Below are 26,712 nucleotides of genomic sequence, written 5' to 3' on the forward strand. Positions count from 1 at the left end.
ACTTACGCCCCGTTGCTGCAAATGCTTCGCTCGACTTCTCGGCGATATAACGATCCAGCTGAGGGGGGAGCTTGGCTGGAGCAGAAATTCGCGGAGCAGGGGCACGACCACCGGAAGCCTGACGCCCACCCGATGAGGCCTCCTGGCCCGCCCCGACGGCCAATCCACCTTGCAACGCGCGTTCCAGCTTCTTCTCCAGCTCAGCAAGCTGACGCTTCAACGCCGCTACATCTCCCTGATCAGCGGCAACAGCGCCAGATCGCTGTGCAGTCGGCTGAGCAACAGCTACCGTTTCCCCGGGAATGCTGCACAGCTTCAACAGAGCTACCTCAAACAGAGTTTGCGGCTGAACAGCATATTTCATCTCGCTCTGATAACGATTAAGGGTGTCGATCATCGCAAAGAGTTGCTCCTTGGTAAAGGCATCTGCTACTTCCCTGAACTGCTCCGAATCCAGAACTCGCTCCGTCATTTTAGTGGCCTGTGGCACCATCTTGATCATAAGCAAATCCCGGAAATAGTACAGGAGATTCTCCATGCACTTATCCGCGCTTTTACCTTCCTGCATAAAGTTCTCGATCATTTGAAGCACCGTGCCCACGTCTTCTTTCAGCAGCGCCAACGCAAGCTTGCCGAATTGTTCGGACGCAATGCCTCCCGTCATATCCAGCACCTGCTGATAGGTAACCGGGCCGTCTGTAAACGAGGATATCTGATCCAAAACGCTAACCGCATCCCGCATCCCGCCATCTGAAAGACGCGCAATGTACTGCAGTGCATCTGCATCAGCTTGTATGTTCTCCTGTCGACATATCAGATCAAGCCGTTCTGTCTGCTCTTCCAGCGATACTCGCCGGAAGTCAAAACGCTGACAGCGTGAAATAATCGTCGCCGGGATCCGATGTGGCTCTGTCGTGGCCAATATGAACATGACGTGTGGCGGCGGCTCTTCCAGCGTCTTCAGCAGCGCATTGAACGCTTCCGTCGTCAACATGTGCACCTCATCAATGATATAAACCTTGTGCCGCACTTCTGTCGGCGCATATTTGACTTTATCGCGCAAATCACGAATCTCTTCAACGCCCCGATTGGAGGCTGCATCAATTTCCTGTACATCCATAACTGCCCCGGCCGTGATCCGTTTGCAGGCCTCGCATTCGTTGCAAGGTTCCGGTGCAGGTCCATGCTCACAGTTGATTGCCTTTGCCAAAATTTTGGCTGCACTTGTCTTCCCCGTTCCTCGCGGACCACTGAACAGGTAAGCATGGGACGTGCGATTTTCACGAATGGCGTTCTGCAATGTCTGGATAATATGCTGTTGTCCTACCATGTCTTTGAAGGCCTGAGGCCGCCAAGCACGGTACAACGCTATATGTTCCAATGCGCGTTACCCTCTTTCCCATTCACTTTCATGACCATTCACAGTCACTTCATTATACTATACTCCCGTCCGAATCTAAACCGAACACCTTCCAATTTATAAACACAAAAAAACACCTTCGCATGGACTGCCAAGATGTTCTGATTCCTGATATAAACCGTGCACCTGTTATTGATCGTTGTGATCCGAGCGGCAACCCTGAACAACAACTCGGGCTAGGCAACCCTCCGGCACAAGAGTGGGCTTGCTTATGGCTGCTTCCTTCCGGACCTGACCAGGTTCACAAGTACTCATTGCGGAGGACCCAACCGTCAACATTGTGCGCAGGGACCAGCCTCACATCAACAACACCTCTAACAGGAATTCAACCTCGCTATAGCGGATTGCGAGTTACAGGGCACCGCTACCTCCCCATCTAGCACGGTGAAAATAAGTATATCTCATGGCTGTACAAAAAGCAAATAGCAAATACCGACAAAAAGAGCCTCCTGCAATTGCAGAAGGCTCTAATAACTTTATAACTTGCGGCAACTTATTACATACCGTATTTCTTTTTGAAACGATCCACGCGTCCACCAGCATCAATAAACTTCTGCTTACCTGTGAAGAACGGGTGGCAAGCGGAACAAATCTCTACACGCAGAGATTCTTTTACTGAACCAGTCTCAAACGTATTCCCGCAAGCGCAAGTAACATTAGTTACGTTAAACTTCGGTTGAATAGCCTGTTGCATTAACTTTCACCTCTTTCCGCCCTGAACGTCCTATCAGTCCAGAGTTGTATGAACACATGTTCAAATTATAGCACTTGAATATAAGTGTTTCAATACCTGTTTTGCGCACTCAAACTGACGTGAAACAGGTGTATTTCGGGTTGCTATTGAGCGTTTTAGGCTCTGGCAAATTTGGGACGTGCCTGTCCCGGTGGCGGTACATGAGTATAAGACCCGATAACGACATCAGGCAGCTCTTCCCGGTAAATCTCAAGCATTTGCTTCATGCCAAGTATGTCTCCTTGAGCAGGTGGAATCAACTCCAAATAGCTCTCAGGATCAATATTCAGATTACGCATCTGAATCAGCTTGAGCTTAGTACGTTTGGCGAACTCGATCATCGCCTCAATTTCTTCCTCCCGGTCAGTTACACCAGGGAATATCAGATAGTTAATCGACGTATATACACCCTGCTCAGAGGCATATCGGAGTGATTTTTCTACATTGGCTAACGTATAGCCCCTAGGCTTGTAATAAGCATTGTAATGATCGTCCAGCGCACTAATGGTGCTGACCCGCATCAGATCAAGACCTGCATCTACGATGCCCCGGATATGATCGTTCAAGCCCGCATTCGTATTGATATTGATATATCCCATATCGGTAACGGAACGCACTTCTTTGATTGCATCAATAATCAGTTTGGCTTGAGTGGAAGGCTCACCTTCGCAACCTTGCCCGAAGCTGATAATGGACTCCGGTGTTTTCAAGTGTTCCAGCATGACCTCTACAATTTCTTCGACACGGGGGCGGAAATTCATTCTTGTTTGCGGAGACACAAAGCCACTGTCATCCGGCTGTTCAGATATACAGCCAAAGCAACCGGCATTACAAGAATAAGATACTGGGACCCCTCCTTCCCAGCGATTCAGGAATGTGTTCGAGGAAGTAAGGCATTCATAGCCTAACGCACAGTTGGACAAATGTTGGTAGAGTCGGTTTTCCGGATATTGCTCCGTCATCCGCTGAACCCCCAGCTTGACCTGATGACGGTCACAGTTTTCAGGATTCCATTTGGACGGACTGTCACTCTGCTCTGCGGTTACATAAAATGCTCCATCTTTCCAGACTACGGCAGAATAACCGAACAAGGGGAGCTTATATTCTTTATCGGTTTTCACATACCCCGGCAGACACAAACGTGTAAAACCTTGCGGCAACAATGCCCCTACCGCCTGCATGTCTCCAGGAAGAGAAACCATTTCCCCAGTATCAGGGTTCATACCGACCGGGCGGGTGTTGGGCAAACCTACCAGCGTAGCTCCTTCCGGTAGCGGAATAAGCTCATCCTCCATGATTTCGACAATCATGTCTGCACTGCGGGCAAGCCCATACAAAGAAGCATGATCATATACATTGCCTTTTTCGTCGGCATACACCAAATACATTATGGAACTCCTTTCGCTCCGTCAATAACACACCATTAACAGAATGAACCGTAACGGCCACGATCTTGCGGAACAGATAAAATACATGAATTGGGTTTAGTTGGTCGAGGCCGGGACTGACGCTGCGGTTGAACGCGTGGTTCTCCGTTGCTGACCGCCCGAACTGCTTGGCGATCCACCAGAAGGTGTCGTCAAATCAAACGAAGCCAAAAATTCGGCGTTATTTTTGCTGTTGCGCAGCTTTTTGAGGAAGCCTTCCACAAAATCATGGCTTTCCGTCATATTTTTACGAATAGCCCAAATGGTATCCAGTTCTTCCTTGTTCAACAGCACTTCCTCGCGACGTGTGCCGGAACGGCGGATATCAATGGCAGGGAAGATGCGACGTTCTGCCAGTTTGCGGTCCAAATGAAGCTCCATGTTGCCAGTACCCTTAAACTCTTCATAGATAATATCATCCATGCGTGATCCCGTATCAATCAACGCTGTAGCAAGGATCGTCAGACTGCCGCCTTCCTCCACGTTCCGTGCCGCGCCAAAAAAGCGCTTCGGACGATGAAATGCCGCCGGATCAATACCCCCACTCAAAGTACGACCGGATGGAGGAATAACGAGATTGTACGCACGAGCCAGACGTGTAATGCTGTCCAGCAGGATAACAACATCCTTTTTATGCTCCACGAGACGCAGCGCACGCTCCAATACCAGTTCTGCCACTTTGATGTGATTTTCAGGAAGCTCATCAAATGTAGAAGCCACTACTTCACCTTTAACAGAACGCTGCATATCGGTCACTTCTTCGGGGCGTTCATCAATCAACAAGACAAAAAGCTCAATCTCGGGATTGTTGGTAGAAATGCTATTGGCAATTTCTTTGAGGAGAAGCGTCTTCCCAGCTTTGGGAGGTGCTACAATAAGTCCGCGCTGTCCAAGTCCGACAGGGGCCAGTACATCCATAATTCTCGTAGACAAATGGTTGGGGGAAGTTTCAAGGACTAATTTGGTTTGCGGATAAAGTGGAGTCAGTGCAGGAAAATGTAGCCTCTCAGCAGCTTGCTCAGGACTTCTTCCATTGACTGCGTTAACTTGAAGCAATCCAAAATATCGTTCATTTTCTTTTGGCGTTCGGCATTTACCGGATACAAGATCGCCTGTTCTTAAGTCAAACTTGCGGATTTGTGAAGCAGAGATGTAAATATCTTCGGTACTCGGGAGATAATTGATTGGCCTCAAAAAGCCATAACCTTCAGGAAGTATTTCCAGAACCCCCTGCATAAACATCAATCCGCTCTTCTCAGCTTGCGCACGCAGGATGGCAAAAATTAATTCTTTCTTCTTGAGCGTTCCGTAGTACGGGATCTGGTATTGCTTGGCCAGCTTGTACAGGTCGGTCAGCTTCATTTCTTCCAGATCGGAAATTTGCAGATCCATATAATAACCACCTATTCAATTATTAAGTCCATTCATACATCTAAATGATAGACAATGATATCATAAACACCACTAATATAATTTTAACCAAAACAAATAAAGTTATGCAGCCGTCTGCCTGAATTATACCGAATTATTCCGGTTTTCCGATAAAAGATTGTTACGTATGAACCACAATCTTGTATCAAGCAGCGGCTGCACAGAGCTTACCCATTCTATTGTTCATCCATTTCGGAGTTCAAAATAGTGTATGTTCAAATTATTCTGTCTGCCGCCATACGTCCGCGCCCAAATGACGCAGATTGGAGACAAGGTGATCATAACCACGGTCAATATATTCAACACCTGTCACCTCGGTTACACCTTCACTCACCGTAAGTCCGGCGATGACAAGTGCTGCTCCGGCTCGCAGATCAGCCGCTTTGACTTTCGCCGCATTCAAATGGCCGCCTTCAATAATGGCAGACCGACCCTCTACGCGGATCTTAGCCCCCATTCGCACCAGTTCAGGAACGTGCTTGAAACGATTGCTGTACACAAAATCGCTCAATACACTAACACCCTGCGCCTGGGTAAGCAAGCTGGTCATAGGAGATTGCAAATCCGTGGCGAATCCGGGGTAAACTAAGGCTTTAACGTCGACATGTTCATAACGAGGCGCACCGAGTACACGAATACTTTCATCATATTCCTCGATACCGATACCCATCTCTTGCATTTTTGCAGTAAGGGCCTCCATATGCTTGGGAATTACGTTGTCGATTAATACATTGCCACGGGTAGCCGCAGCAGCAATCATATATGTGCCCGCTTGTATGCGGTCAGGTATGATAGAGTGACGGCAGCCATGTAGCTCGGACACGCCTTCAATACGGATCGTTTCCGTGCCGGCGCCCTTAATAATGGCCCCCATGGAGTTTAACAGAGTTGCTACATCTATAATCTCAGGCTCTTTAGCCGCATTTTCGATAATTGTGGCGCCTTTGGCACGTGCGGCCGCCAGCATGATGTTAATCGTAGCCCCTACGCTGCTGACATCCAAGTAAATTTTGTTGCCGCGCAGCTCTTTGGCATGCAAATGAATAGCACCGTGCTCATTCGTCACCGTAGCACCCAGCGCTTCAAAACCTTTGATATGCTGATCAATGGGCCGGGGTTCAAAATTACACCCTCCTGGCAAACCGATAATCGCTTCCTTGAATCTGCCCAGCATGGCTCCCATCATATAGTAGGAAGCTCGTAATTTCTTAACCGGTCCATTCGGCATGGGAATGGATTTAATAGAGGACGGATCAATTTTCATCTGGCTGCCTTCCCAGGCAACTGTTGCACCAAGTTCCTCTAATATTTCGGAATACACCGCCACATCGCTAAGCAGCGGCAAATTGTCCAAAATGACTTCCGACTCTGCCAGAATGGCGGCGGGAATCAAGGCGATGGCACTGTTTTTGGCACCGCTGATGGAAACTGTACCTTGAAGCGGTCGTCCACCGGTGATCATCAATTTTTCCATAAGCTTGAGGGTCCCCCTACGTGTTTTGCAGTCGGTCAAACCAAGAACTAAAACAACGAAACTTCAACTTTTTAGTGTTGAAAATGGAAAGACACCGGCTAAGCGGTGTGCTTTCCATATCAAACTATTCAGCTATATAAAATTAAATATTTTGTGCAGCAGAACTACATCTACAACCCAAAAATGGATCTAGTTCGTGCAAAAGCACGACCAGTTCACTCGTTATTACGCTTTGTTGTTGGAACCGAACTCACGAATTTTACCGATAACCGTTTGTTTGATTGCTTCACGGCCTGGTTGGATGAATGTACGTGGATCGTAAGCATCTGGTTTCGCAGCAAGCACTTCACGAACCACTTTCGCAAATGCGATTTGGTTTTCAGTGTTTACGTTGATTTTGGAAGTACCCAGGGAAATGGATTTTTGGATGTCATGTGTAGGGATACCTGTTCCGCCATGAAGAACGAGCGGCAGTTTCACAGCATTGCGGATTTCTTCCATTTCTTTAAAGCCCAGGTTTGGCTCGCCTTTGTATGGTCCATGAACGGAACCCAGTGCAGGAGCCAGTGTATCGATGCCAGTTTCGTTAACGATACGTACACAATCGTCCAGCTTAGCGTACATTACGTCACCTACAACATCATCTTCTTGACCGCCAACCATTCCAACTTCAGCTTCAACGGAAACGCCTTTGGAATGTGCATATTCAACAACTTTCTTCGTTGTTTCGATATTTTTATCAATTGGGCTATGGGAATCGTCAATCATAACAGATGTGAAGCCAGCATCGATAGCTTCTTTACATTTTTCAAAGCTGGAACCATGGTCCAAGTGGATTGCAACTGGAACCGTAATTTTCATGTCATGAATAAGTCCTTCTACCATTTTAACAACAGTGTAGAAACCGCCCATGTGACGAGCCGCACCTTCAGAAACGCCCAGGATTACAGGGGATTTTTCTTCTTCAGCAGCGCCCAGAATAGCTTGAGTCCACTCCAGGTTGTTAATGTTGTATTGACCTACTGCATATTTTCCTTCGAGTGCTTTGTTCAACATGTCTTTCATAGATACCAATGGCATGGTTACAGTCCTCCTAAAGGTGTTTGGGTTTGTCTATCTTTTTAGCCGACATCACATACGGGCTTATTATACCACAACCCATGTTAAATACTAAACAAGCTTTTGCATATCAACACATACAAAAATCACGCTCAGGACGCCGTTTTATCATAGAATTGTATAAGGAGAGGATTTACTTTCAGTATTTCCCATAAACACAAACAAAAAACCCTGTTTGGCTAACAGAGTTCTCAACCAAAGTGACTGATCTAGTCACTCCTGAGTTGTTTGTTCACAGCAATTCTCATTTCGTCAATATCAAAAGGCTTGGTAAAATGCATAAGTGCACCTAGCTCCGTCGCCTCTTTAATCATGTCCAGTTCACCATACGCTGTCATCATAATAACCTTGATATCGGGATTCATGGCCTTTAAATGCTTCAAGATTTCGAGTCCGTCCATACCCGGAATTTTCATATCCAGCAGAACCAGATCAGGCGGTTCCTTTTCAACAATTTCAAGTGCAATTTTTCCGTTCGCTGCTTGAAAGGTCTCATAACCCTCACTTCCGAACACTTCCATCAGCAAAATTCGTATTCCATTCTGGTCATCGACGATTAATACTTTTTTCTTTTCCAATGTTTTAACCTCCTAAGATCTTAAAACGTGGATCATGCAGCTATTGCCATAACAGCGTCCGATGACGTACAATATCCGTCCCATACCTAAAACTATATTCGATCCTGCAAAAAGAAAATCCTTCTCTTATACATAATTGTGGAATTTTCTTTCATAAACAGGAATCATGATGTGAAAAAAGACCTCCAGAGGAGGCCTTTTAAACCATTATTGCATTAACCTTGAAGCTGCAATGCTGCTTTTACAAATTCACGGAACAAAGGCTGTGGACGGTTCGGACGGGAAGTAAATTCCGGATGGAATTGTACGGCCAGGAACCACGGATGCTCTGGAAGCTCAACAATTTCCACCAAACGTCCGTCCGGTGAAGTACCAGAAATACGAAGACCTGCTTTCTCAATAACTTCACGGTATTCATTATTGAATTCGTACCGGTGGCGGTGTCTTTCGTATACCAGTTCGTCGTTGTAGCAAGCCGCAGCAAGGGAGCCTTCCACCAGTTTGCACGGGTACAAGCCAAGACGCATCGTACCGCCCAAATCTTCGATGTCCTTTTGATCAGGAAGCAGGTCGATAACAGGGTAATCTGTAGCCGGGTTGATTTCCGAGCTGTTGGCTCCTTCAAGACCAGCCAGGGAACGGGCAACCTCAATGACAGATACCTGCATACCCAAACAAATGCCGAAAAACGGAATTTTGTTCTCACGGGCATAACGGATCGTGCTGATTTTACCTTCAATCCCGCGATCGCCGAAGCCACCCGGTACGAGAATGCCGCCAATGCCGCCCAGCATGTCCGCTACGTTCTCGTCTGTCACTTCTTCAGCGTTTACCCAGCGGATTTTCACGTCCGCATTGGCATCAAATCCGGCATGGGAGAGTGACTCAACCACACTTAAATACGCATCATGCAATGCGACATATTTACCAACAATGGCAATCTCAACCGTTTTATCCAGCTTGCTGATTCGATCAACCAGCCCTTCCCACTCGGTCATATCCGGTGCAGGGGTTGTCAGCTTCAGGTGGTTCACGACGATTTCGTCCAAGCCTTCTTCACGCAGGTTCAACGGAACCTCGTAGAGAGTCGAAGCATCGCGGCATTCTACCACAGCGTTCGCATCGATATCGCAGAACAGCGCAATTTTGGCCTTCATATCAGAGGACAGCTCATGCTCTGTACGGCAAACAATGACATTTGGCTGAATGCCAATGCTGCGCAGTTCTTTTACGCTGTGCTGGGTTGGTTTGGTTTTCACCTCACCAGCAGCTTTGATATAAGGAATGAGCGTTACGTGAATGTACATTACATTTTCGCGTCCAACTTCGCTTTTAAGCTGACGAATGGCTTCCAAAAATGGCAGACTCTCGATATCGCCCACAGTACCGCCAATTTCTGTAATAATGACGTCCGAACCCGCTTCGCGGCCTGCACGGTACACGCGCTCCTTGATTTCGTTCGTAATGTGAGGGATAACCTGTACTGTACCGCCCAAATATTCTCCACGACGCTCTTTGCTGATTACGCTGGAATATACCTTGCCTGTTGTGACATTGCTGTTCTTGGACAGATTAATATCAATAAAGCGTTCATAGTGTCCCAAGTCAAGATCCGTTTCCGCACCATCATCCGTTACAAACACTTCACCGTGCTGGTAAGGGCTCATGGTACCCGGATCGACATTCAGGTAAGGATCGAATTTTTGGATCGTTACCTTTAGCCCCCTGTTCTTCAAAAGCCTTCCCAGTGAAGCTGCCGTAATCCCTTTGCCCAAGGAAGACACAACCCCGCCTGTCACAAAAATATACTTTGTCACTGTTCAAAACCCTCCTAGATAAAATGCAAAATTCAGGCGACATTATGATGTTATCGTAACCCGTTTACACGGATTATCATCCATGAAGAAGGCAGCGGATTTATTTTCCACACCGCCGCCCTTAGCCCTCTTTCATGAGTGAAAACACCCCTATAAAAAACAAAAAAGCACTCCCGTAGTACGGGGCACTTTTATACAAAAAAGCAAACATATAAGTGAATCAATCATAAGCCCAAGCAATAGTTTACCCCGTGTCCAATCCCCTGTCAAGGAAGTTATCTGTGTTAATTTACCCTTTGCGCAAGATTGGAATGAATCCACCTGAAAGCTTCAAATCAGGATGGGTTTCAAGAAAACGGTCACGAAAAAAGGGAGAACACGTCTCCCCTTACAATTCGTTCCTAACGAAGCGAGTCGTCATCGTCATCCAACGAATCCTCATCATTTTCATCTTCTGTGTCATCCTCATCACCGAGGTCTTCGTCATCTATGACTACGTCTTCATCACTATCGTCATCTTCACCGTCGAACAGCTCATCTTCGCCGTCCTCGTCTTCACTATCTGCATCGAAGTCGTCATCAGAGTTGTAGGTTTCTTCTTCCTCATGATAGTCGTCTTCGTCATCATCGTCTTCGTCGTTAATAATACGAGGGCGCTTGGCGCCTGTCAGAGCATCTTCGGATTTATCCACCGGATACCAACGTTTCAAGCCCCACAGATTCGTACCGACACAGGCAAAACGCCCGTCAATGTTGATTTCAGTATATAGCTGAGCGATAACGTCATTGATTTCCTCGTCGGACAAGCCACGCAATTTGGCGACTTCATTCATCAGGTCACGGTAATAATATGGAGTATTGGCCGCTTTCAAAACCATAAATGCCAAATCCACCATCGGGGTCTCGTGGACTTTCTCCTGGTCAATCTTTAAGTTGAGTGGGGTACTCACCTAGGGACACTTCCTCTCACACGTAATTCACAAGAACATGTTTCAGTGCATATACGATACATGCAATACTAACATATCCATTATCAAAACTAAGTAAAACCTATTTGGAAGCAAATTGCAAGTTAAACATGGGTATCGACACAATTTCCAAAAAAAACCCCAATACATAAGACGGTACATGTAAAAAGACGGGGTCTCCCCCGTCTTCGACTGTACCCGCTTCGGGAGATGCCCCCAAAGTTGTTGCACAAGAGCTTATGCCCTCCATGTATCGTATGTGTCCTCTATCACTTTGACACGACAAGCAGGCCTATTTCCATAAAAAAGGGGCAGGTTTCCCATGCAGTCGCTAACGCTTGCTCATACAATACCTCAGCATGGCTCATCGGAGGGGGACCGTCTCAAATGGACTATCCGGGTTTTTTGCAGCGTTTGCATGAGGGTATTTCGGAGCCGTCCGGCAGTGGACGGCACAAACAGATCATTACGTTCGATAAGCCTCATCAATACCGGGAATGCCTCTCCTATCTCAGGAAGCTGAAACCTGAGCTTGCGGGATTAAGGCAAGTACAATCGGCCCGACTGATCCGCGCTCTAATCGCCCCGTTTCCAGCGGGGGACAGGCTGGGCAAATATCACAACGGCGTTACCGTTGAAGAAGATACGCGCATGAAGATTCACGCAGAAACAGCCCATATACCGAAAGCAGAGAGAAACCTCCCCATGCCTTGGGGGGTCAAACAGGTCCGTGCATACAAGGCTTGGCCTTCCTCCACAGGCAATCGGATCAGAATCGGGGTGATCGATACAGGAGCAGATTTTCAACATCCTGATCTTCGTCATTCTCTTGGCAGAGGCATTAATTTGCTTAACCGGACGATGTTACCCTATGACGATAACGGTCACGGTACTCATATTGCCGGTACTATCGCTGCATCCAACTATGATGGAGGTATGGTCGGCGTAGCACCAAGGGCTTTGATTCATCCAGTAAAAGCGTTCGACTATAATGGAGCCGCCTACGTCTCTGATATTATTCTCGGTATCGACTGGTGTGTGTTAAATCGTGTCGATATCATCAATATGAGCTTTGGCATGAAGTCACGCAGCAAGGCACTGCTTGATATGGTGAATAAAGCCTATCATAACGGGATCGTGATCGTAGCTTCCTCGGGCAATGAGGGCAAGCGCCGCAGTATTGACTATCCTGCCCGCTATTCCCAGACCATCTCGGTCGGAGCTACCGACAAATACAGACGCATCGCACCCTTCAGCAATCGGGGACAGTTTGTAGACGTGTACGCCCCTGGCGAAAAAATCATCTCCTCCTGGATACACGGCAGGTATCACGAAATGAGCGGTACCTCTATGGCTACTTCCCATGTAACCGGGAGCATTGCACTTCTTCTTTCCCTGAGACCCGAACTGGGACCTGCAGAAATCAAAGCACTGCTCAAACGAACCGCCACACCGCTGCGGCTTCGCAAAAGCAACGGCCGTAGCTCTATCTCCACCAAGCTTGGAGAGGTGGACGCCTTCCGATTAATGCAGGAGGGCACGAAGTAAAGCTAAACCTTTAACATTGCGCCCGGCTCCAGAGAGTAAATAGCTTTTACAGGCCCTTCATGTCGGGTCCAGCCTTCTCTGATTAGCTCATCACATACAAGATCGGTCTGCGACTTCGGCGCATGAACGAGCACAACCTGCTTGCTGGGCAATCGTTTCAACATATGCCTCACATCCACCACTCCCTGATGCACCTTGTAAATCAAATGCCGAACGACGCAGCGATCCTTTTGATCCGTCTTCTGATTCGTGCAATCCAGCAGATATTTGCCAAAAGATCCCCTTGAAGCATGTCCAGTCAATATAACTCCATTATTGTTGATTTTTCTACTGTTCGTATCACCACCCTTACTCGGATGATCAGACAGGTACTGATAGTACCAGCGTGCGCGTGGTGAGTTCATCATGCCGTCTCCAGTTACGATAATAGCCGCAGTGTTCTGTTCCAGCAGTCTCATTCGTTCTTCATTATTACGGGGCACAAAGACCCTGTCATTATTCAGCACCTGTTCTATTCGAGCAGGAGCTTCCGGACGCAGCCATTCTTTCCAGCCGCTTAAACGCCGTAAGCCCTGCCATATATCCGGCTCTACAATCAGGGTCTGTCCGGGGAACTGCTCTCTGGCCCAAACAGTCAGCTCCTGCCCCCGGCCAAAGGCTGGCACAGGCAGCAGCACATGACCCTCAGATGCTAATATCTGCTCCAGCTCGGCCCGCAGCCGCTCCAGCTTCACAGGCTGCGGGTCCTTATCCATCCCATAGGCATTATCCATTATGGCGACATCCGCCAGATTGATATCCGGCATCATGACAGGGTTGCCAGGTGCACCGTTCCCTGTGCCCATACTTGGCGTATCCGCAGCGAGCAACTCAGATTCTCGGCTGTAATCTCCCGAAAAGAACAATCGCTTTCCTTCCAATTCTACCCCAAACCACACTGCACCAGCCAAATGCCCACTGCGCCCCCACATGATTTGCATACCCGGACAAGCCTCCCGCCATACACCTGACGGCACATCGTCCTCCAGAAAGCGGTATGTAATAGCTTTTATATCCCGTTCATCGTAAGGAAGCTGTCCGCCTCTCGATGCTACATAAGAATGCCAGGAGCAAAAATAGGAACCCAGCTGCTCTGCGGTAGCTCTGGTCGTCCAGACCTCTCCACGATATCCATACTTATAGAGTAAGGGCAGCGCCATCGAATGATCTTCATGCGCATGGGACAGCAATACTGCGGATAGCCTCTGCGCTTCCTGAGGCGGGAATAACGGGTATTGTCCGATCCCTTCCTTTTTCACACCGCAATCCAGCATAATGCGGTGCTGTTCTCCTTCAAAAACATAGCAGGAGCGGCCATGTTCACCAGCTCCGCCCCAAATTCGAAGCTTGGTCATTATTATTTCCACTTTCTCTGCGAGTTTAGAATCTCCATCACCATCAGCAGCAGGGTAGTCAATCCGACGGATATGACTGCCATCGCCATGCCGAGCGACACCTGTCCCTGTTCAAATTGGGCAAAAATGTAGGTCGCAGACGTCTGAACGGATGGCGGCAGAATCAGTAATGAACCCACCAGTTCGCGCGAGGCGATGGTGAAGGTCATCATCCACCCCGCCAGCATCCCCGGTAAAATCAGCGGCAACACAATCCGGCGGAATACATAAAATGGACGTCCGCCAAACACCTGACCTGCCTGAAAGAGAGCTGTGTCTACCTGTGTAAAGGCGCTTTTGACATATTGGACGGTATAAGGCACAAACAAGATCACATACGTCAGAATAACCATGCCGTAAGTGTTGTATAACGGAATGGGCATCCATGGCGAGTTCCACCATAAAATAAGACCGACGACCATCACAATCCCTGGAACTGTGTTCGGCAGCAGACTGAAGGCATCCACCGTCCGCTGGAGCACAGTACGCGATTGACCCACGACAAGCGCAAACCATGTGCCCAGCAGGACGGCAATCGTCGACGCGCCCAAAGACAGAAATACGCTGTTCAGCAATGCCTCCATACTTTCCGAGCCCCATGACAGCAACTCCCTGTAATAATCGAGCGTAAAGTTGCCCCAAGCCAGTCCGATTCCCCGTAGCTTCATGGTAGAAGCAGCGATAATCGAGAAATAAGGGATGCCAATAGACGCAACAAGCAATAATAGAATAAAAGCAATACTTAGCCCTGTCGCCAGGCTCGACACACGAAGACGGGAAGGACGAGAACCCTTGCCCCCAACCAGTCTATACGTGTATTTGCGGTTGATTACCGATTGCATATACCAGACCAGCAGACAGGCCGTTAAAAGCACCGAAGCCAGTGACGTCGCCTTGCCGAAGTCAATCGGCCAGCTGGAAATATATTTGTGAATTTCCGATGTCATGACCTCATATCCGATACGCCGTCCAAAGGTGGCGGGGGTACCAAACTCCGCAATTGTTTTGACGAAAATAAGCAAGGCACCCATTCCGTAAGACGATAGCAGCAGGGGTAAAATGATCCGGCGGAACCTGTACCCAAAACTGCCGCCCATCACAGCACCCGCTTCTTCCAGGCTGCCGCCGATTCTCACCAGCGCACCGCGCAGCAGCAGGTACAGGAACGGAAATAGATGCAGACTCATGATCATCACCATGCCGCCAAAGCTGAAAAAGGACGACATGAAGACGTGAAGCTCTGGAAGCAGCTGCACCAGATACCCGTTTTTTTGCATAAACAAAATCCAGCCCATGGACCCGATATAGGGCGGGGTCATAAACGGTATCAGCAGCACTACGTCCAACCAGCGCCATCTTGCAAGACGAGTGTTGGACATAACCCACGCCAACGGAAGTGCAAGCACAGTCGTTCCGGCAATAACACAGATGCCCAGCCAAATGGAGCTGAATAGAACACTCGCAAATCGGGATTCAGCCAACGTCCGAAAAGGTGCCATCCATTGAAATGTCCCATCCACATACACACTTTGGATAAAAATTTGCAGCAACGGCATTACGATCAGGAGAGCAAGCACGATCAGGGCGAGCGTCAGACACCATGCCCGGATCTGTTTGACGGATAAAACTCCCATCCGCTTACTTGAATATTTGCGTGAACTTCTCCGTCACGTCAGCCCCGTTGTCGCCCATCCATTCCCAATTGGTGTCCAGCAAGGGGATCTCATCCAGATTGGCACGCTTGTCGGCTTTGACATCCGTGCGGCCCGGAAGCAGAGAAGCATCCGCTACCAGCTTCTGTGCTTCGTCTGACAGCAGATAGTCAATGAATGCCTTGGCATTCTGCTCATGCTGCGTTGATTTGAGAATGGCTGCCGGACGGGGACTGATCACTGTTCCTTCCTTTGGATAAACAATGTCAATCGGCTCGCCCTTGGCTTTGGCTTTGTAGGTCATGTAATCGACCGCAGCTGCAACCATGCTTTTGGCTCCGGTAATGACCGGGTCCAGCGCTTCCTGATTCGCGCCTGCCATGGCAACACCGTTAGTTTTGTACTGCTCAAACAACGTCCAGCCCCCATCGCCCTTGGCGCTCAGATAGCCTGTCATAAAATCCAGCGCCGAGCCGGAGAGCGACGGATCTGGAATGTTAACTTGGTCCTTATACTCTGGCTTGGCCAGATCAGCCCATGATGTCGGCGGCGTCTTCACCAGGTTCGTGTTGTACGCGATACCTAACGCCGAGGCACTGGTACTGAAATAATTGCCTTCCTTGTCAGACCAGTCGGGATTCAGTTTATCCGCATTTTGGGCCTCAGGGTAGGGCAGCGTGAGTCCATCTTTTTTCAAGCCTTGCACAGACGGAAGAGATGCCAGCACCACCACATCTGCTACCGGATTCGTCTTCTCGGCTTCCATCCTAGCCAGAATTTTACCGGTCGTTCCCTGGAATAGCTCAACCTTAACTCCGCTTTTCGCCTCATATCCTGCTACCAGCTTTTTCGCCAGTCCATCCGGGCCTGCGCTGTAGACGACTAGCTTCTGATCACTGGATGCCGCCCCGGCTTGTCCGGCTGTCCCTGTCGCTTGCGCTCCATCCTTGGAGGGTGTCGCCGCTCCACAGCCTGCCACAGCCATTCCGAAGGTTAATGTTAAGGCAAGCATTGCGCCTTTTTTCCAACCTGTACGAAAAACATGTCTGTTCATCATCTTGTGTATACCCCTTTTCCTATGGTTCGAGTTGGTGGACGTACTGCGGTGATACCCAAATTTGCTTTCGTTCCCCTATGGACAAGCGGGTAGAATGATAAGCGCTCCATAGCTCCCCATTCTCAGCCAGCATACGAATCTCGTATCGCTCCCCCACATAGCTGACATGCTGAACCTCTACTATAAAAGCATGCTGCTCTGCTTGATCCTGTTCCCAGCGGACATGCTCAGGGCGGAAGAGCATCCGTTCCGGCTCCAGCCAGTTCGATTTGCCGATAAACCTCGCCACCTCTGGATGAGCTGGACGACCATAGATGTCCTCCGGCGTTCCCGTCTGTAATATATGCCCGTTTTTCATGACGACCACCTCATCAGACATCGACATAGCCTCGACTTGATCATGGGTGACGTACAAGGCGGTCAGACCCAGATCGCGCACCAGCGACAGCATTTCAATGCGCATTTCTTCCCGCAACACCGCATCCAATGCACTGAGCGGCTCATCAAACAGTACGAGCCGGGGCCGATTGGCAACGGCGCGGGCAAAAGCGACCCGCTGCTGCTGACCACCAGACAGCTGATGAGGATACCGATCCTCCATCCCCGACAGTCTGACCTTGTCGAGCGCCTCCAAGACAGCTGTTCGCAGCTCGTTGCCGCGCCCGCGACTGGACCGTTTTGCCTGTTTGCCTGCACGCAGGCCGAAGGCCACATTTTCAAACACCGTCATATGCGGCCACAGCGCAAAGTCCTGAAATACCATGCCGAAATGACGAAGATGTGCAGGCACATCCCTTTTACGTTCAGCCGAAAACAGAATTTCCTCTCCCAACGTGACCGTGCCGCTATCTGGTGTCTCCAGCCCGGCGATCATGCGCAGAAGCGTTGTTTTCCCGCAGCCGGACGGACCGAGCAGTGTTGTGAATTTCCCCCGCCGCACAAGCAGATTGGTCTCGTACAATGCGGTCATATGACCGAAGGTTTTACTCAACCCTTGAATATATAGATCCTGATTCATCGCATTACCCGCCTGTTCTTCTGACTGACCCCAGTGTAAAGCTTGAATTCGCCGCCTGTGTTATTGGAAAGTTAAAACAAAATTAATTATTTCAATGAATAGTGTTAATACTCATAGATTTAATCTATATAGAGGGGATTGATACCATGGCACCAAAGGCAAGCATAAGTTTCCAACCAATCAGAAAGTGGGGCATCCCAAGTGAATTTGAGTCTTCTAAAGCTACACATTGTAGAGTTGCTGGACAAGCACCATAAAATTACTACCGTGGCCGAGCTTCTCGGTCTGAAACAACCAACCGTTACCTTTCATATGAAAAATCTGGAGCGCGAATTCGGTGTAAAGCTGTTTGACACAAGGATGGGCAAGATCATCCTGACGGATGCCGGTCATGCGCTGCTCCACTATGCCGCCAAGATCAACGCACTCGCTGCCGAGGCAAAGCGGGTCGTCTGCGAATTCGACACGCTCCAGCGGGGAAGCATTCGAATTGGAGCAAGCTACGTCCCCGCTACCTATGTGCTTCCTGCTGTGTTGCACCGTTTTGCCCGTGAGCATCCGGGGATCAACATCTCCTTGTCAGTGAAAACGGCTCCGGTGATCAAGGACATGCTCGCTCGCCACGAAATTGACCTGGGTGTCATCTCGGCAGAGCCATTTCAAACGCCAACACTGGTGCCGGAGTCCTTGAGCGAGGATGAATTGGTACTCATCTGCGCACCCGGCCACCCGCTCGCAAGCGAAGTCGGGCTTACGCCCGAGCGTATCGCTTCTTCCTCCTTCGTGCTGCACGGCAAAGATTCCAGCACACGGCACATGACCGACAAATGGCTGGAGCATGGCGGACGTCGTCTTCCCTCCTATTTGGAGCTGGATTCGCTTGAAGCGATCAAACAGGCGGTCATGCTGGGAGAACACGTCTCCTTCGTCTCCCGCATTGCCGTACAGTCGGAGGTTGAACGCGGGCTGCTGGTGATCCGGCCCATTCCGGGTCACCGTGTTGAAAGGTACATCTATATGGTCAGCAACCAAGATCGCCACCGTTCGGCACTGATTCGCCGCTTCGCTGAATATTTGTCATCGAACCAAGATTAAATCTTACCCGTCATATAGAAATTATGTTATTTTTTTACCGGATCCCCCCCTTGCCTTGACATACGACTGACAATGAGCCCGTAAAGTGTAGCGTGTACCTACTATTCGGACGAAGAGGAGAGGATGGAATGAAAACGGGTCTTCGTTTTACAAAAGTATTGTCGGTCTTAACCTTGAGCGCAGCACTGCTCATAACGGGATGGAAGGGGGCCGAGCCTGTACAGGCCGCAGCTAATGCCACTCCAAGCTATGAGGTAAAGCTGCTGCTGGATACAGCTCAGGTTCTCAACGCAGATGGTTCCTTGAAAAGCAGCATAGTAAATGAGTTCCAAATTAACGATGAGGTGCAAAGATTGAGCGTAGAGTATTTCGATACCGATCAGCTTCAATTGAACGGTGAGGGCTGGAACGTCAGATTTCGCAAAAAAGAGGATAAAAAGAATTATGAATTAACCTACAAGAAGCGGTACACGGTCACGAACGGAGATATCGACTCGGCTCTCACTCAAGCCAATAAAGAAGGTTTTAGCGCATCCGACGATAACTATGATGCTGAGGTGGATTGGGGTTATAGCAAACAGACACTGAGCTTTTCCAATGATAAAAAAACGAACGCTTCCAAAGGATTAACTCTTCCTTCCCCGGATCAGGCGTTAAAGCAACTATTGGACAATCTTCCAGGCAAGCTGCAAAACTGGAAATCCAGCAACTGGGGCAAGAAAGCTCTGGCAGACTCCAGAGTACGCGGTCCGGTACAGGTCAGCAAATATGAAGGCAGCTTCCAAGGACTGGATACCGACGTTGAAGTCTGGCCTATCCGTAGTGCGAACGGGTCCGGCACGGATACCATCATCGAAATTTCTTTTAAAACCTCGGACTACAGCACTGCGGCCAGCAACCGCGCCAAGCTGATCAACTTGCTGCAATCCAAGGGATGGCTGGTTCCTGCCGATTCCCTGAAAACGAATCTGGTGCTGGAACGGTACTAAGCCAAGCTGCTTCCATATAAAAAGGAACCGCACGTGCCACCCTGTTCAGGATGATACGGACGGTTCCTTTTATCGTTACGGCATTTACATACGTTCCGGCGCAGACACACCCACCAGCTTCAGTACGTTGGCAATGGTAGTACGCACCGCGCCAAACAGCGCCAAGCGAGCTTGCGTCTGAGCAGCATCCTCGGTGATAACGCGCTCTGCCTTATAGTAGCTGTGGAATAGTGAAGCCAGCTCGTAGACATAGCGAATCATACGGTGCGGCGCAAAGTTCGCAGCTGCTACAGCCACTTCTTCCGGCAGCTCGCCGATTTTGCGCAACAGGTCATATTCATGCTCAGCCGTCAGCTTGGACAGGTCTACCTCTGCCAGTGGCAGTACAGCAATGCCCTGCTCCTCGGCCTGACGATATACGCTGCACGCACGTGCGTGAGCATATTGCACGTAGAATACCGGATTTTCATTGGAGGTAGAAATCGCCAAATCCATATCAAAATCCAGATGCGAATCCATGCTGCGCATCGTGAAGAAGTAACGAATCGCATCCACGCCTACTTCTTCCATCAGATCTTCCATCGTCACGGCCTTGCCGGTACGTTTGGACATTTTCACCTTTTCCCCGTTTTGGAACAGGCTGACCATTTGGGCAATCAGCACTTTAAGCTTATCCGGGTCATTCCCCAGCGCTTCCATAGCTGCCTTCATCCGTGGAATGTAGCCATGGTGATCCGCGCCCCAGATGTTGATGATCGTGTCATAACCACGAGCATATTTGTCGCTGTGGTAAGCGATATCCGGAGTCAGGTATGTGTAGGTACCGTCATTTTTGATCAAAACGCGATCTTTATCGTCGCCGTATTTGGTCGTATTCAGCCACGTAGCCCCGTCTTTCTCGTAGATTTCATCGCGATCACGGAGCTCGTTCAGCGACTTGAGCACTTCGCCGTTGTCGTACAGCGATGTTTCGCTGAACCAGGAGTCAAACGGTACACGGAATCGTTCAAGGTCACGCTTGATCTTGTTCAGTTCCTTTTCCAGACCATATTCACGGAAATAAGCGGCGCGGTCCCCGGGTTCCATGGACAGCAGAGCATCACCCTTCTCGGCCACCAGCTCTTTGGCAAACCCGATGATATCCTCACCATGGTAACCGTCCTCCGGCATCTCCGCAGGCTGTCCCAGTTCCTGCAAATAACGAGCTTCAATGGAACGGCTCATGTTGTAAATCTGGTTGCCCGCATCATTAATGTAGTATTCACGAGTAACCTGATATCCGGCATAATCAAGCACGTTGCAAAGAGCATCCCCAACTGCTGCGCCACGCGCATGGCCCAGGTGGAGGCTGCCTGTCGGGTTCGCGCTGACAAATTCGATTTGGACCTTTTTGCCTGCACCTACCTGCACACGTCCGTAATCTGCTCCCTGCTCTTGTACTTGTTGAATAATTGTATACAGGTAGCTCTTGTTCAGGCGAAAGTTGATAAAGCCAGGTCCGGCAATTTCTGCACTCTCAATAGAAGCGGCAGCCAGATCCATATTTGCGATCAGCTCTTCAGCGATTTGACGCGGATTTTTTTTCGCAATACGGGTAAGCTGCATCGCCGCGTTGGTAGCCAAATCACCATGTGATTTGTCCTTTGGCACCTCCAGCGTAATGGTCGGCAGCTCTTCGCGGCTCACGATTCCGGCAGCCAGGATCGCGGCCTCGATGGCCGAAGTCACCTTTTGATTAATAAGTTCCAGTGGATTGCTTGTCATGATTGTTGCTCCTCCTGTATATGCAAACTGATGGCAAAATGCCCCGAGAAATCCTCAAATACGTACAAATCATAGGTCCAGCTCACATATCCGGTAAATCCATCCATCCGAATATCAAGCTTCTGCGTATGCGCAGACATGTTCAGGCTCAAAAAAGGTGATCGGTAAAATCCCGGCAATCTGCGCCCCAGCGCAAATGACTGCTCCGACTGCACCTCACCGTGACGGATCAGTTTAAGTTCATCAGGTCCGATTTTGACCGTATTCCGTATCGTTCCCCCCTGAGGGCTCTCTGCCGGCTCATCGTACCTTATATATAGATGCTTCCCACGCACGATGGCTTCTCCGGAAAGCTCCTGAACCACATCTTCCCCATCATGATGACTATGAAGACGGATTTGGACCTCCGCATTGTGTGGCATGTGTTCAAAACTCCATTCTATCGCTATCCTACTGTACTACTATATCCAGTTCCCGTTTGCAATTCAAATGAGATTTTACAAAAAGATGCTTTCATACATAAGAAAAACGTCTATCGACGTACTTTCACGGAAGCCAGACCGCGTTTAGCGGGAGTTTTTCTTAAAAAAATCAGCTACCGCAGGTTGTCCTCATCGGATGCCCGGCTAAAACTTTCGATAAATCGCGAAGCCAGGGATGACATGTATTTATCCTTGAGCCACACAGCCGCTACACGAGTATGCAATTCTTCACACATAATTTCCTTCACGATTAACTGGTTGTTGCTGCCCAGTGACAACGCAGACCGCGAAATCATGCCGATACCCAGCCCTTCATTAGCCCAGTGAAGCGTGGTGCGAGCATCATCGTTTTTGCAAAAGAAGTTCGGCTCAAAGCCATGCTTCATGCAGGTATCGTGGATCAATTGCTCAAAGCGGCGGTATACAATTAACGGCCTGTTCTTCAACTCTGACAATGTGATGGTCTTCTGATCAGGGCTCCAGTCGTGCTCTTCTGTCATTACTGCGACCATTGGCTCGGAGGCTGCATATCTGCAGCCCAGATCGGTGGTATTGAACGGTGTTCTGACAATACCAACCTCTACAATTCCCTTGTTCAAAAGGTCGAGGATCATGAACGTATTTCCCTCATGAATTTCAAATTTTACACCCGCATAGTTTTTATGGAATTCGGAAAGCCTGTCCTTCATCAGGGCTGCCCCGGAGGAGGAGACGGTTCCAATCGTAAGGGTGCCCTTCATGCCCATGGCAACATCATTGATTTCTCTTGTCGTAGCCTCTGTCAGTTCCAAAATCTGCTTGGCCCTGTTCTGCAAAATGATGCCCGCCTCCGTCAGGTGAAGGCTTCGTGGACCTCGATGCACGAGTTTCACACCAAGCTCCTCCTCCAGCTGCATGAGCTGCTGACTTAAGGGAGGCTGGGCTATTTTCAGCTTTTTCGCTGCTGCCGTAATTTGTCCGGCTTCTGCAATCGCCAAAAAATACTTGAGATGTCTCAATTCCATCCTGAACCTCCGGTACTGATATATGTAATACATATACCTCTAATATATATTAAATATTATTCATATAGGTTGGGATATGCCATAATCAATTCAGTTATCGCGTTGGGTCAACAGGCTTTATATATTATTTAGGTTAGGTGATGGTTTATTTGCTGAAATTCGCTGTTTTTTTGAAGCCTTATAAAAAGGAAAGCATCCTTGGGCCCCTGTTCAAGCTCGTTGAGGCCATCTTGGAACTATTGCTGCCTACCATGGTTGCTCTCATGATTAATCATGGCGTTGGCAAAGAAGATACCCATTATGTGTGGCAGATGGGCCTTTTGATGTTGCTTATGAGCATATTGGGCTTCGGCAGTTCAATGGTGTGTCAGTTTTATGCAGCCCGGGCCTCTCAGGGCTTTGGTACGACGCTGCGCAATACGATGTTTCAGCACATTTCTTCGCTTTCTTATGCGGATCTCGATAAGTTTGGTACACCTTCGCTTATTAACCGAATTACAAACGATGTTAATCAGCTCCAGACGGCAGTGGCGATGCTGATTCGTCTGGTTATTCGCGCTCCCTTTATTTGTATCGGAGCTATCATTATGTCGATGATCCTGGACTTCCGTCTGGCTTTGGTGCTGTTGGCGGCTACGCCGATCCTGGGTTTGATTTTATATCTGGTCATTACGAAGGCTTCGCCGCTCTACCGCTTATATCAGACAAAGCTGGATAAAATCGCTTTGGTGCTAAGCGAAAATCTGACCGGAGTACGGGTCATACGGGCTTTTGCCAAAAGAGGAACTGAACGAGTAAAGTTCACTACAGCCTCCGATGATCTGACCCAGACGGCCATTCGTGTCGGTCGTATTTCCGCTTTGCTGAGTCCGACCACCTTGCTGGTGGTTAACGGAGCCATTATTGCAATCCTGTGGATCGGGGGCATCCATATCCAATACGGATCTCTTTCACAAGGGGAAATTATAGCCTTTATTAATTATATCACGCAGATTTTACTGGCTCTGATTGTGGTGACCAATTTAATTATTTTGTTCACCAAGGCCGCCACCTCAGCAGCACGGATTCAGGAAGTGCTGGATACGCAGGCTTCTATCTCTGATGCTGTCACATCTGGAGGTCAGCCAGCTCCAGTGTCTGCTCAACACAGAGATGAAGCAGACAGTCGCGTATCTCCACAAGACACCGTACCAGCTATCTCTTTTGACCATGTTTCCTTTGGCTACAATACAACGGGGCAAATGGCGCTAAGCGATGTAGACGTGGATATCTATCCGGGTGAAACGGTCGGCATCATTGGAGGAACAGGCTCGGGAAAATCTACATTTGTGAACCTCATTCCCCGATTCTATGATGTGGTGGAAGGCAGTATACGGGTCGATGGAATCGATGTCCGGGATTACAAGCTTAAGCAGTTGCGGCAAAAGATCGGGATTGTCCCGCAGAAGGCGCTGCTGTTCACCGGCACCATAGCGGATAATATTCGCTGGGGCAATGAACACGCCACCGATGAGGAAGTGGCGCGGGCGGCCGCCATCGCTCAAGCGGAAGAGTTCGTTTCCAGCTTGCCTGAAAAATACGATGCCCCGATTACCCGAGGTGGTCTTAATCTGTCGGGTGGCCAAAAGCAGCGACTTACGATTGCAAGAGCTATTGTCGGGAATCCGCAAATCCTCATTCTGGATGATTCCTCAAGCGCACTTGATTTTGCAACCGACGCCGCCCTGCGTCAATCGCTACGGGACCATAGCACCCATATGACGGTCCTGCTGGTCTCGCAACGAGTAAGCAGCGTGCAGCATGCCGATAAAATTATTGTATTTGATGAAGGACGGATTGCCGGCATCGGCACACATGATCAGTTGATGAGCAGCTCGGATATATATAAGGAAATTAATCGTTCTCAGCTCTCAACGCAGGAGGTAGATCAATGAGCGGCAAGGAAACGTGGAAAAGACTGTTAACCTATGTGAATCAATATAAGAATACAGCATTCGGGGTCGTCGTCTGTGCGATTATCAGTGTGCTTGCCAGTCTGATCGGTCCCTATATGATTGGTCGGGCCATCGACCATATGGTGGGTCAGGGAGTCGTGGATTTTAAAGGTGTCGCACAAATTCTAGCCGGATTAGGCATTGTATATGCCACAGGCAGTTTGTTTAGCTGGCTGCTCACGTATTTGACGAACCGGATTGCTTTTCAGACGGTAAATGATATGCGGCGGGAGTTATTTGATCATTTTAACATCCTTCCGCTAAGCTTCCATGACAATCACCCTCAAGGAGACAGCATTAGCCGATTTGTGAACGATATGGATGCTGTGTCAGATGGATTGTTACAAGGTTTCTCTACCTTGATTACCGGAATTGTTACCATCATAGGCTCCATTGTACTCATGTTGTATATCAGTCCCATGATGACGCTGGTGGTACTTGTATCAGCCCCCGTCACATATGGCGTGGCCAGATTTATTACCACAAGATCCCAACGCATGTTCCGCGAACAGGCCAAAATTTTAGGAAGCCTGAACGGTTACGTGGAGGAAATGATCGGCGGACAGCGGGTGGTGACCGCCTTTCATTATGAAAACCGCACGTTCGAGGAGTTTTCCGCCAAAAACGAGCAATTGTATCAAGCCGGGGTAAAATCACAATTCTATGGATCATTATCGAACCCCTCCACCCGATTGGTAAACAACATGACTTTTTCCGTTACCGCGATGATTGGCTGTATATCCATCATTTTGGGTGTGATCTCGGTAGGCGGGTTGTCGAGCTTTCTGATTTATACGAATTTGTTCGCCAAGCCTTTTAATGAAATTACGGGTGTGCTTACCCAGTTCCAATCGGCTACAGCTTCCGCTCAGCGCATATTTGCCATCCTGGACTCGCCGCCAGAGCAGCCGGAAAAATCAAACGCAGTGCAACTGGAGCGCAGCAAAGGTACGATTCTTTTTGATCATGTCAAATTCTCCTATAACCCGGAACGTACACTGATTACGGACTTTAGTCTGGAAGTTAAGCCAGGTACCCGGGTCGCGATTGTTGGTCAGACCGGGGCAGGCAAAACGACACTCGTCAACCTGCTCATGCGGTTTTATGATGTGGACAGCGGCTCCATATCCATCGACGGAGTGAATATCAACGACATGTCCCGGGATAGCCTGCGGACGAATTTTGGCATGGTGCTTCAGGATACATGGCTGTTCAGCGGCACCATTCGGGACAATATCGCCTACGGAAAGCCGGAAGCCACAGAAGAAGAAGTCATCGCGGCTGCAACAGCTGCCAATGCGCATAGCTTCATTAAACGTCTGCCTCATGGCTATGACACCGTCATCAGCGGCTCAGGCGACAACTTGTCCCAAGGGCAAAAGCAGCTGCTCACCATTGCGCGGGTGATCCTGGTAGATCCGCCTATGCTTATACTGGATGAAGCGACCAGCAGCATAGACACCCTGACAGAGGCGCGTATCCAAAAAGCATTTATGAAAATGATCGCCGGACGAACCAGCTTTGTGATCGCCCACCGACTATCGACCATTCGTGAAGCAGATCTGATTTTATACATGAAAAACGGTGATGTCGTCGAAAGTGGAACCCATGCGGAGCTGCTTGCAAGCGGTGGCCATTATGCCTCGCTCTATAATAGCCAGTTTACTACAGCCTAGCAGGACGGGTTGAGGAGGAAAGCCGATTGCTCT

Annotated in this window: 21 protein-coding genes and 1 other RNA gene (1 of these 22 running past the window's edge); 5 read left to right on the forward strand and 17 right to left on the reverse strand. The window is 49.0% G+C overall.

Going from position 1 to position 26,712, the window contains the following annotated elements; translation table 11 throughout:
* From dnaX to rpoE, 10 genes are all read right to left on the reverse strand, one after another.
* A protein-coding gene (gene dnaX / locus B4V02_RS24520; protein ID WP_094156776.1) for a DNA polymerase III subunit gamma/tau crosses the window boundary here: on the reverse strand, positions 1 to 1,381 show its 5' portion. Its footprint begins 374 nt before the window's first position; the window shows 1,381 of its 1,755 coding nt (coding positions 1–1,381); the start codon lies at positions 1,379 to 1,381; its stop codon lies off the left edge, out of view.
* 157 nt (positions 1,382 to 1,538) lie between these two features.
* Positions 1,539 to 1,805, reverse strand: an RNA gene (ffs, locus tag B4V02_RS24525) — signal recognition particle sRNA large type.
* A gap of 111 nt (positions 1,806 to 1,916) precedes the next feature.
* Entirely contained in the window at positions 1,917 to 2,114 is a 198-nt protein-coding gene (gene rpmE, locus B4V02_RS24530; RefSeq protein ID WP_007428119.1) for a 50S ribosomal protein L31, read from the reverse strand.
* Positions 2,115 to 2,269: 155 nt separating this feature from the next.
* The gene (locus B4V02_RS24535; protein ID WP_007428118.1) at positions 2,270 to 3,541 is read right to left on the reverse strand and encodes a radical SAM family protein; all 1,272 of its coding nucleotides are present in this window, start codon (positions 3,539 to 3,541) and stop codon (positions 2,270 to 2,272) included.
* Between the two features lie 96 nt (positions 3,542 to 3,637).
* The gene (gene rho / locus B4V02_RS24540) at positions 3,638 to 4,972 is read right to left on the reverse strand and encodes a transcription termination factor Rho (RefSeq protein WP_007428117.1); all 1,335 of its coding nucleotides are present in this window, start codon (positions 4,970 to 4,972) and stop codon (positions 3,638 to 3,640) included.
* Positions 4,973 to 5,231: 259 nt separating this feature from the next.
* Complete coding sequence (locus B4V02_RS24545) at positions 5,232 to 6,485, reverse strand: UDP-N-acetylglucosamine 1-carboxyvinyltransferase (protein WP_007428116.1); 1,254 nt, start codon at positions 6,483 to 6,485, stop codon at positions 5,232 to 5,234.
* Positions 6,486 to 6,710: 225 nt separating this feature from the next.
* Positions 6,711 to 7,565, reverse strand: coding sequence for a class II fructose-1,6-bisphosphate aldolase (gene fba, locus B4V02_RS24550; RefSeq protein WP_094156777.1), 855 nt, complete (start codon positions 7,563 to 7,565; stop codon positions 6,711 to 6,713).
* 248 nt (positions 7,566 to 7,813) lie between these two features.
* Positions 7,814 to 8,182: a response regulator gene (locus B4V02_RS24555; RefSeq protein ID WP_007428114.1), complete on the reverse strand. Its 369-nt coding sequence runs from the start codon at positions 8,180 to 8,182 to the stop codon at positions 7,814 to 7,816.
* 215 nt (positions 8,183 to 8,397) lie between these two features.
* Entirely contained in the window at positions 8,398 to 9,999 is a 1,602-nt protein-coding gene (locus tag B4V02_RS24560; protein ID WP_007428113.1) for a CTP synthase, read from the reverse strand.
* A gap of 401 nt (positions 10,000 to 10,400) precedes the next feature.
* Entirely contained in the window at positions 10,401 to 10,949 is a 549-nt protein-coding gene (gene rpoE, locus B4V02_RS24565) for a DNA-directed RNA polymerase subunit delta (RefSeq protein WP_007428112.1), read from the reverse strand.
* A gap of 405 nt (positions 10,950 to 11,354) precedes the next feature.
* Here rpoE and B4V02_RS24570 point away from each other — a divergent pair, with 405 nt between their 5' ends.
* A complete protein-coding gene (locus B4V02_RS24570) occupies positions 11,355 to 12,515 on the forward strand; it encodes a S8 family peptidase (protein ID WP_094156778.1) in 1,161 nt (386 codons plus the stop codon).
* A 2-nt stretch (positions 12,516 to 12,517) separates the two neighbouring features.
* On the opposite strand, the gene B4V02_RS24575 is transcribed toward B4V02_RS24570, so the two are convergent.
* Genes B4V02_RS24575 through B4V02_RS24590 form a run of 4 tightly spaced genes read right to left on the reverse strand, consistent with a single transcriptional unit; the run spans position 12,518 to position 17,675 of the window.
* The gene (locus B4V02_RS24575; RefSeq protein ID WP_208618694.1) at positions 12,518 to 13,909 is read right to left on the reverse strand and encodes an MBL fold metallo-hydrolase; all 1,392 of its coding nucleotides are present in this window, start codon (positions 13,907 to 13,909) and stop codon (positions 12,518 to 12,520) included.
* Positions 13,910 to 13,911: 2 nt separating this feature from the next.
* The gene (locus tag B4V02_RS24580) at positions 13,912 to 15,582 is read right to left on the reverse strand and encodes an ABC transporter permease (protein ID WP_094156779.1); all 1,671 of its coding nucleotides are present in this window, start codon (positions 15,580 to 15,582) and stop codon (positions 13,912 to 13,914) included.
* A 4-nt stretch (positions 15,583 to 15,586) separates the two neighbouring features.
* Positions 15,587 to 16,657, reverse strand: coding sequence for an ABC transporter substrate-binding protein (locus tag B4V02_RS24585; protein WP_010346576.1), 1,071 nt, complete (start codon positions 16,655 to 16,657; stop codon positions 15,587 to 15,589).
* A gap of 19 nt (positions 16,658 to 16,676) precedes the next feature.
* Complete coding sequence (locus tag B4V02_RS24590) at positions 16,677 to 17,675, reverse strand: ABC transporter ATP-binding protein (protein WP_094156780.1); 999 nt, start codon at positions 17,673 to 17,675, stop codon at positions 16,677 to 16,679.
* 201 nt (positions 17,676 to 17,876) lie between these two features.
* Between B4V02_RS24590 and B4V02_RS24595 the strand changes: the two genes are divergently transcribed.
* Entirely contained in the window at positions 17,877 to 18,770 is an 894-nt protein-coding gene (locus B4V02_RS24595; protein WP_094156781.1) for a LysR substrate-binding domain-containing protein, read from the forward strand.
* A gap of 128 nt (positions 18,771 to 18,898) precedes the next feature.
* Positions 18,899 to 19,759 carry a hypothetical protein gene (locus tag B4V02_RS24600; RefSeq protein WP_094156782.1) on the forward strand — a complete coding sequence of 287 codons (861 nt, stop codon included), beginning with the start codon at positions 18,899 to 18,901 and terminating at the stop codon, positions 19,757 to 19,759.
* An 84-nt stretch (positions 19,760 to 19,843) separates the two neighbouring features.
* Here B4V02_RS24600 and argS read toward each other — a convergent pair whose 3' ends face one another.
* The 3 genes from argS to B4V02_RS24615 all read right to left on the reverse strand — a co-directional run bounded on the left by argS (position 19,844) and on the right by B4V02_RS24615 (position 23,009).
* Positions 19,844 to 21,523, reverse strand: a complete 1,680-nt coding sequence (argS, locus tag B4V02_RS24605; RefSeq protein WP_094156783.1) for an arginine--tRNA ligase — start codon at positions 21,521 to 21,523, stop codon at positions 19,844 to 19,846.
* Positions 21,520 to 21,945, reverse strand: a complete 426-nt coding sequence (locus B4V02_RS24610) for a YwiB family protein (protein WP_094156784.1) — start codon at positions 21,943 to 21,945, stop codon at positions 21,520 to 21,522. Before B4V02_RS24610 ends, argS begins: the two co-directional genes overlap by 4 nt.
* Positions 21,946 to 22,118: 173 nt before the next feature.
* Positions 22,119 to 23,009, reverse strand: coding sequence for a LysR family transcriptional regulator (locus tag B4V02_RS24615; RefSeq protein ID WP_094156785.1), 891 nt, complete (start codon positions 23,007 to 23,009; stop codon positions 22,119 to 22,121).
* A 149-nt stretch (positions 23,010 to 23,158) separates the two neighbouring features.
* Between B4V02_RS24615 and B4V02_RS24620 the strand changes: the two genes are divergently transcribed.
* Positions 23,159 to 24,943 (forward strand): ABC transporter ATP-binding protein, encoded by a 1,785-nt coding sequence (locus tag B4V02_RS24620; RefSeq protein ID WP_094156786.1) that lies wholly within the window; start codon positions 23,159 to 23,161, stop codon positions 24,941 to 24,943.
* Positions 24,940 to 26,679, forward strand: coding sequence for an ABC transporter ATP-binding protein (locus B4V02_RS24625; protein WP_094156787.1), 1,740 nt, complete (start codon positions 24,940 to 24,942; stop codon positions 26,677 to 26,679). Before B4V02_RS24620 ends, B4V02_RS24625 begins: the two co-directional genes overlap by 4 nt.
* Positions 26,680 to 26,712 lie beyond the last annotated feature (33 nt).

The organism is Paenibacillus kribbensis (genome assembly GCF_002240415.1).
Lineage (GTDB): Bacteria > Bacillota > Bacilli > Paenibacillales > Paenibacillaceae > Paenibacillus > Paenibacillus kribbensis.

Coding starts and splice junctions, on each gene's coding strand:
- B4V02_RS24570 (WP_094156778.1), top strand. CDS start 11,355: ATGGACTATCCGGGTTTTTTGCAGCGTTTGCATGAGGGTATTTCGGAG.
- B4V02_RS24625 (WP_094156787.1), top strand. CDS start 24,940: ATGAGCGGCAAGGAAACGTGGAAAAGACTGTTAACCTATGTGAATCAA.
- rpmE (WP_007428119.1), bottom strand. CDS start 2,114: ATGCAACAGGCTATTCAACCGAAGTTTAACGTAACTAATGTTACTTGC.
- B4V02_RS24580 (WP_094156779.1), bottom strand. CDS start 15,582: ATGGGAGTTTTATCCGTCAAACAGATCCGGGCATGGTGTCTGACGCTC.
- B4V02_RS24535 (WP_007428118.1), bottom strand. CDS start 3,541: ATGTATTTGGTGTATGCCGACGAAAAAGGCAATGTATATGATCATGCT.
- B4V02_RS24600 (WP_094156782.1), top strand. CDS start 18,899: ATGAAAACGGGTCTTCGTTTTACAAAAGTATTGTCGGTCTTAACCTTG.
- B4V02_RS24585 (WP_010346576.1), bottom strand. CDS start 16,657: ATGATGAACAGACATGTTTTTCGTACAGGTTGGAAAAAAGGCGCAATG.
- fba (WP_094156777.1), bottom strand. CDS start 7,565: ATGCCATTGGTATCTATGAAAGACATGTTGAACAAAGCACTCGAAGGA.
- B4V02_RS24615 (WP_094156785.1), bottom strand. CDS start 23,009: ATGGAATTGAGACATCTCAAGTATTTTTTGGCGATTGCAGAAGCCGGA.
- B4V02_RS24575 (WP_208618694.1), bottom strand. CDS start 13,909: ATGACCAAGCTTCGAATTTGGGGCGGAGCTGGTGAACATGGCCGCTCC.
- B4V02_RS24610 (WP_094156784.1), bottom strand. CDS start 21,945: ATGCCACACAATGCGGAGGTCCAAATCCGTCTTCATAGTCATCATGAT.
- argS (WP_094156783.1), bottom strand. CDS start 21,523: ATGACAAGCAATCCACTGGAACTTATTAATCAAAAGGTGACTTCGGCC.
- B4V02_RS24545 (WP_007428116.1), bottom strand. CDS start 6,485: ATGGAAAAATTGATGATCACCGGTGGACGACCGCTTCAAGGTACAGTT.
- B4V02_RS24590 (WP_094156780.1), bottom strand. CDS start 17,675: ATGAATCAGGATCTATATATTCAAGGGTTGAGTAAAACCTTCGGTCAT.
- rho (WP_007428117.1), bottom strand. CDS start 4,972: ATGGATCTGCAAATTTCCGATCTGGAAGAAATGAAGCTGACCGACCTG.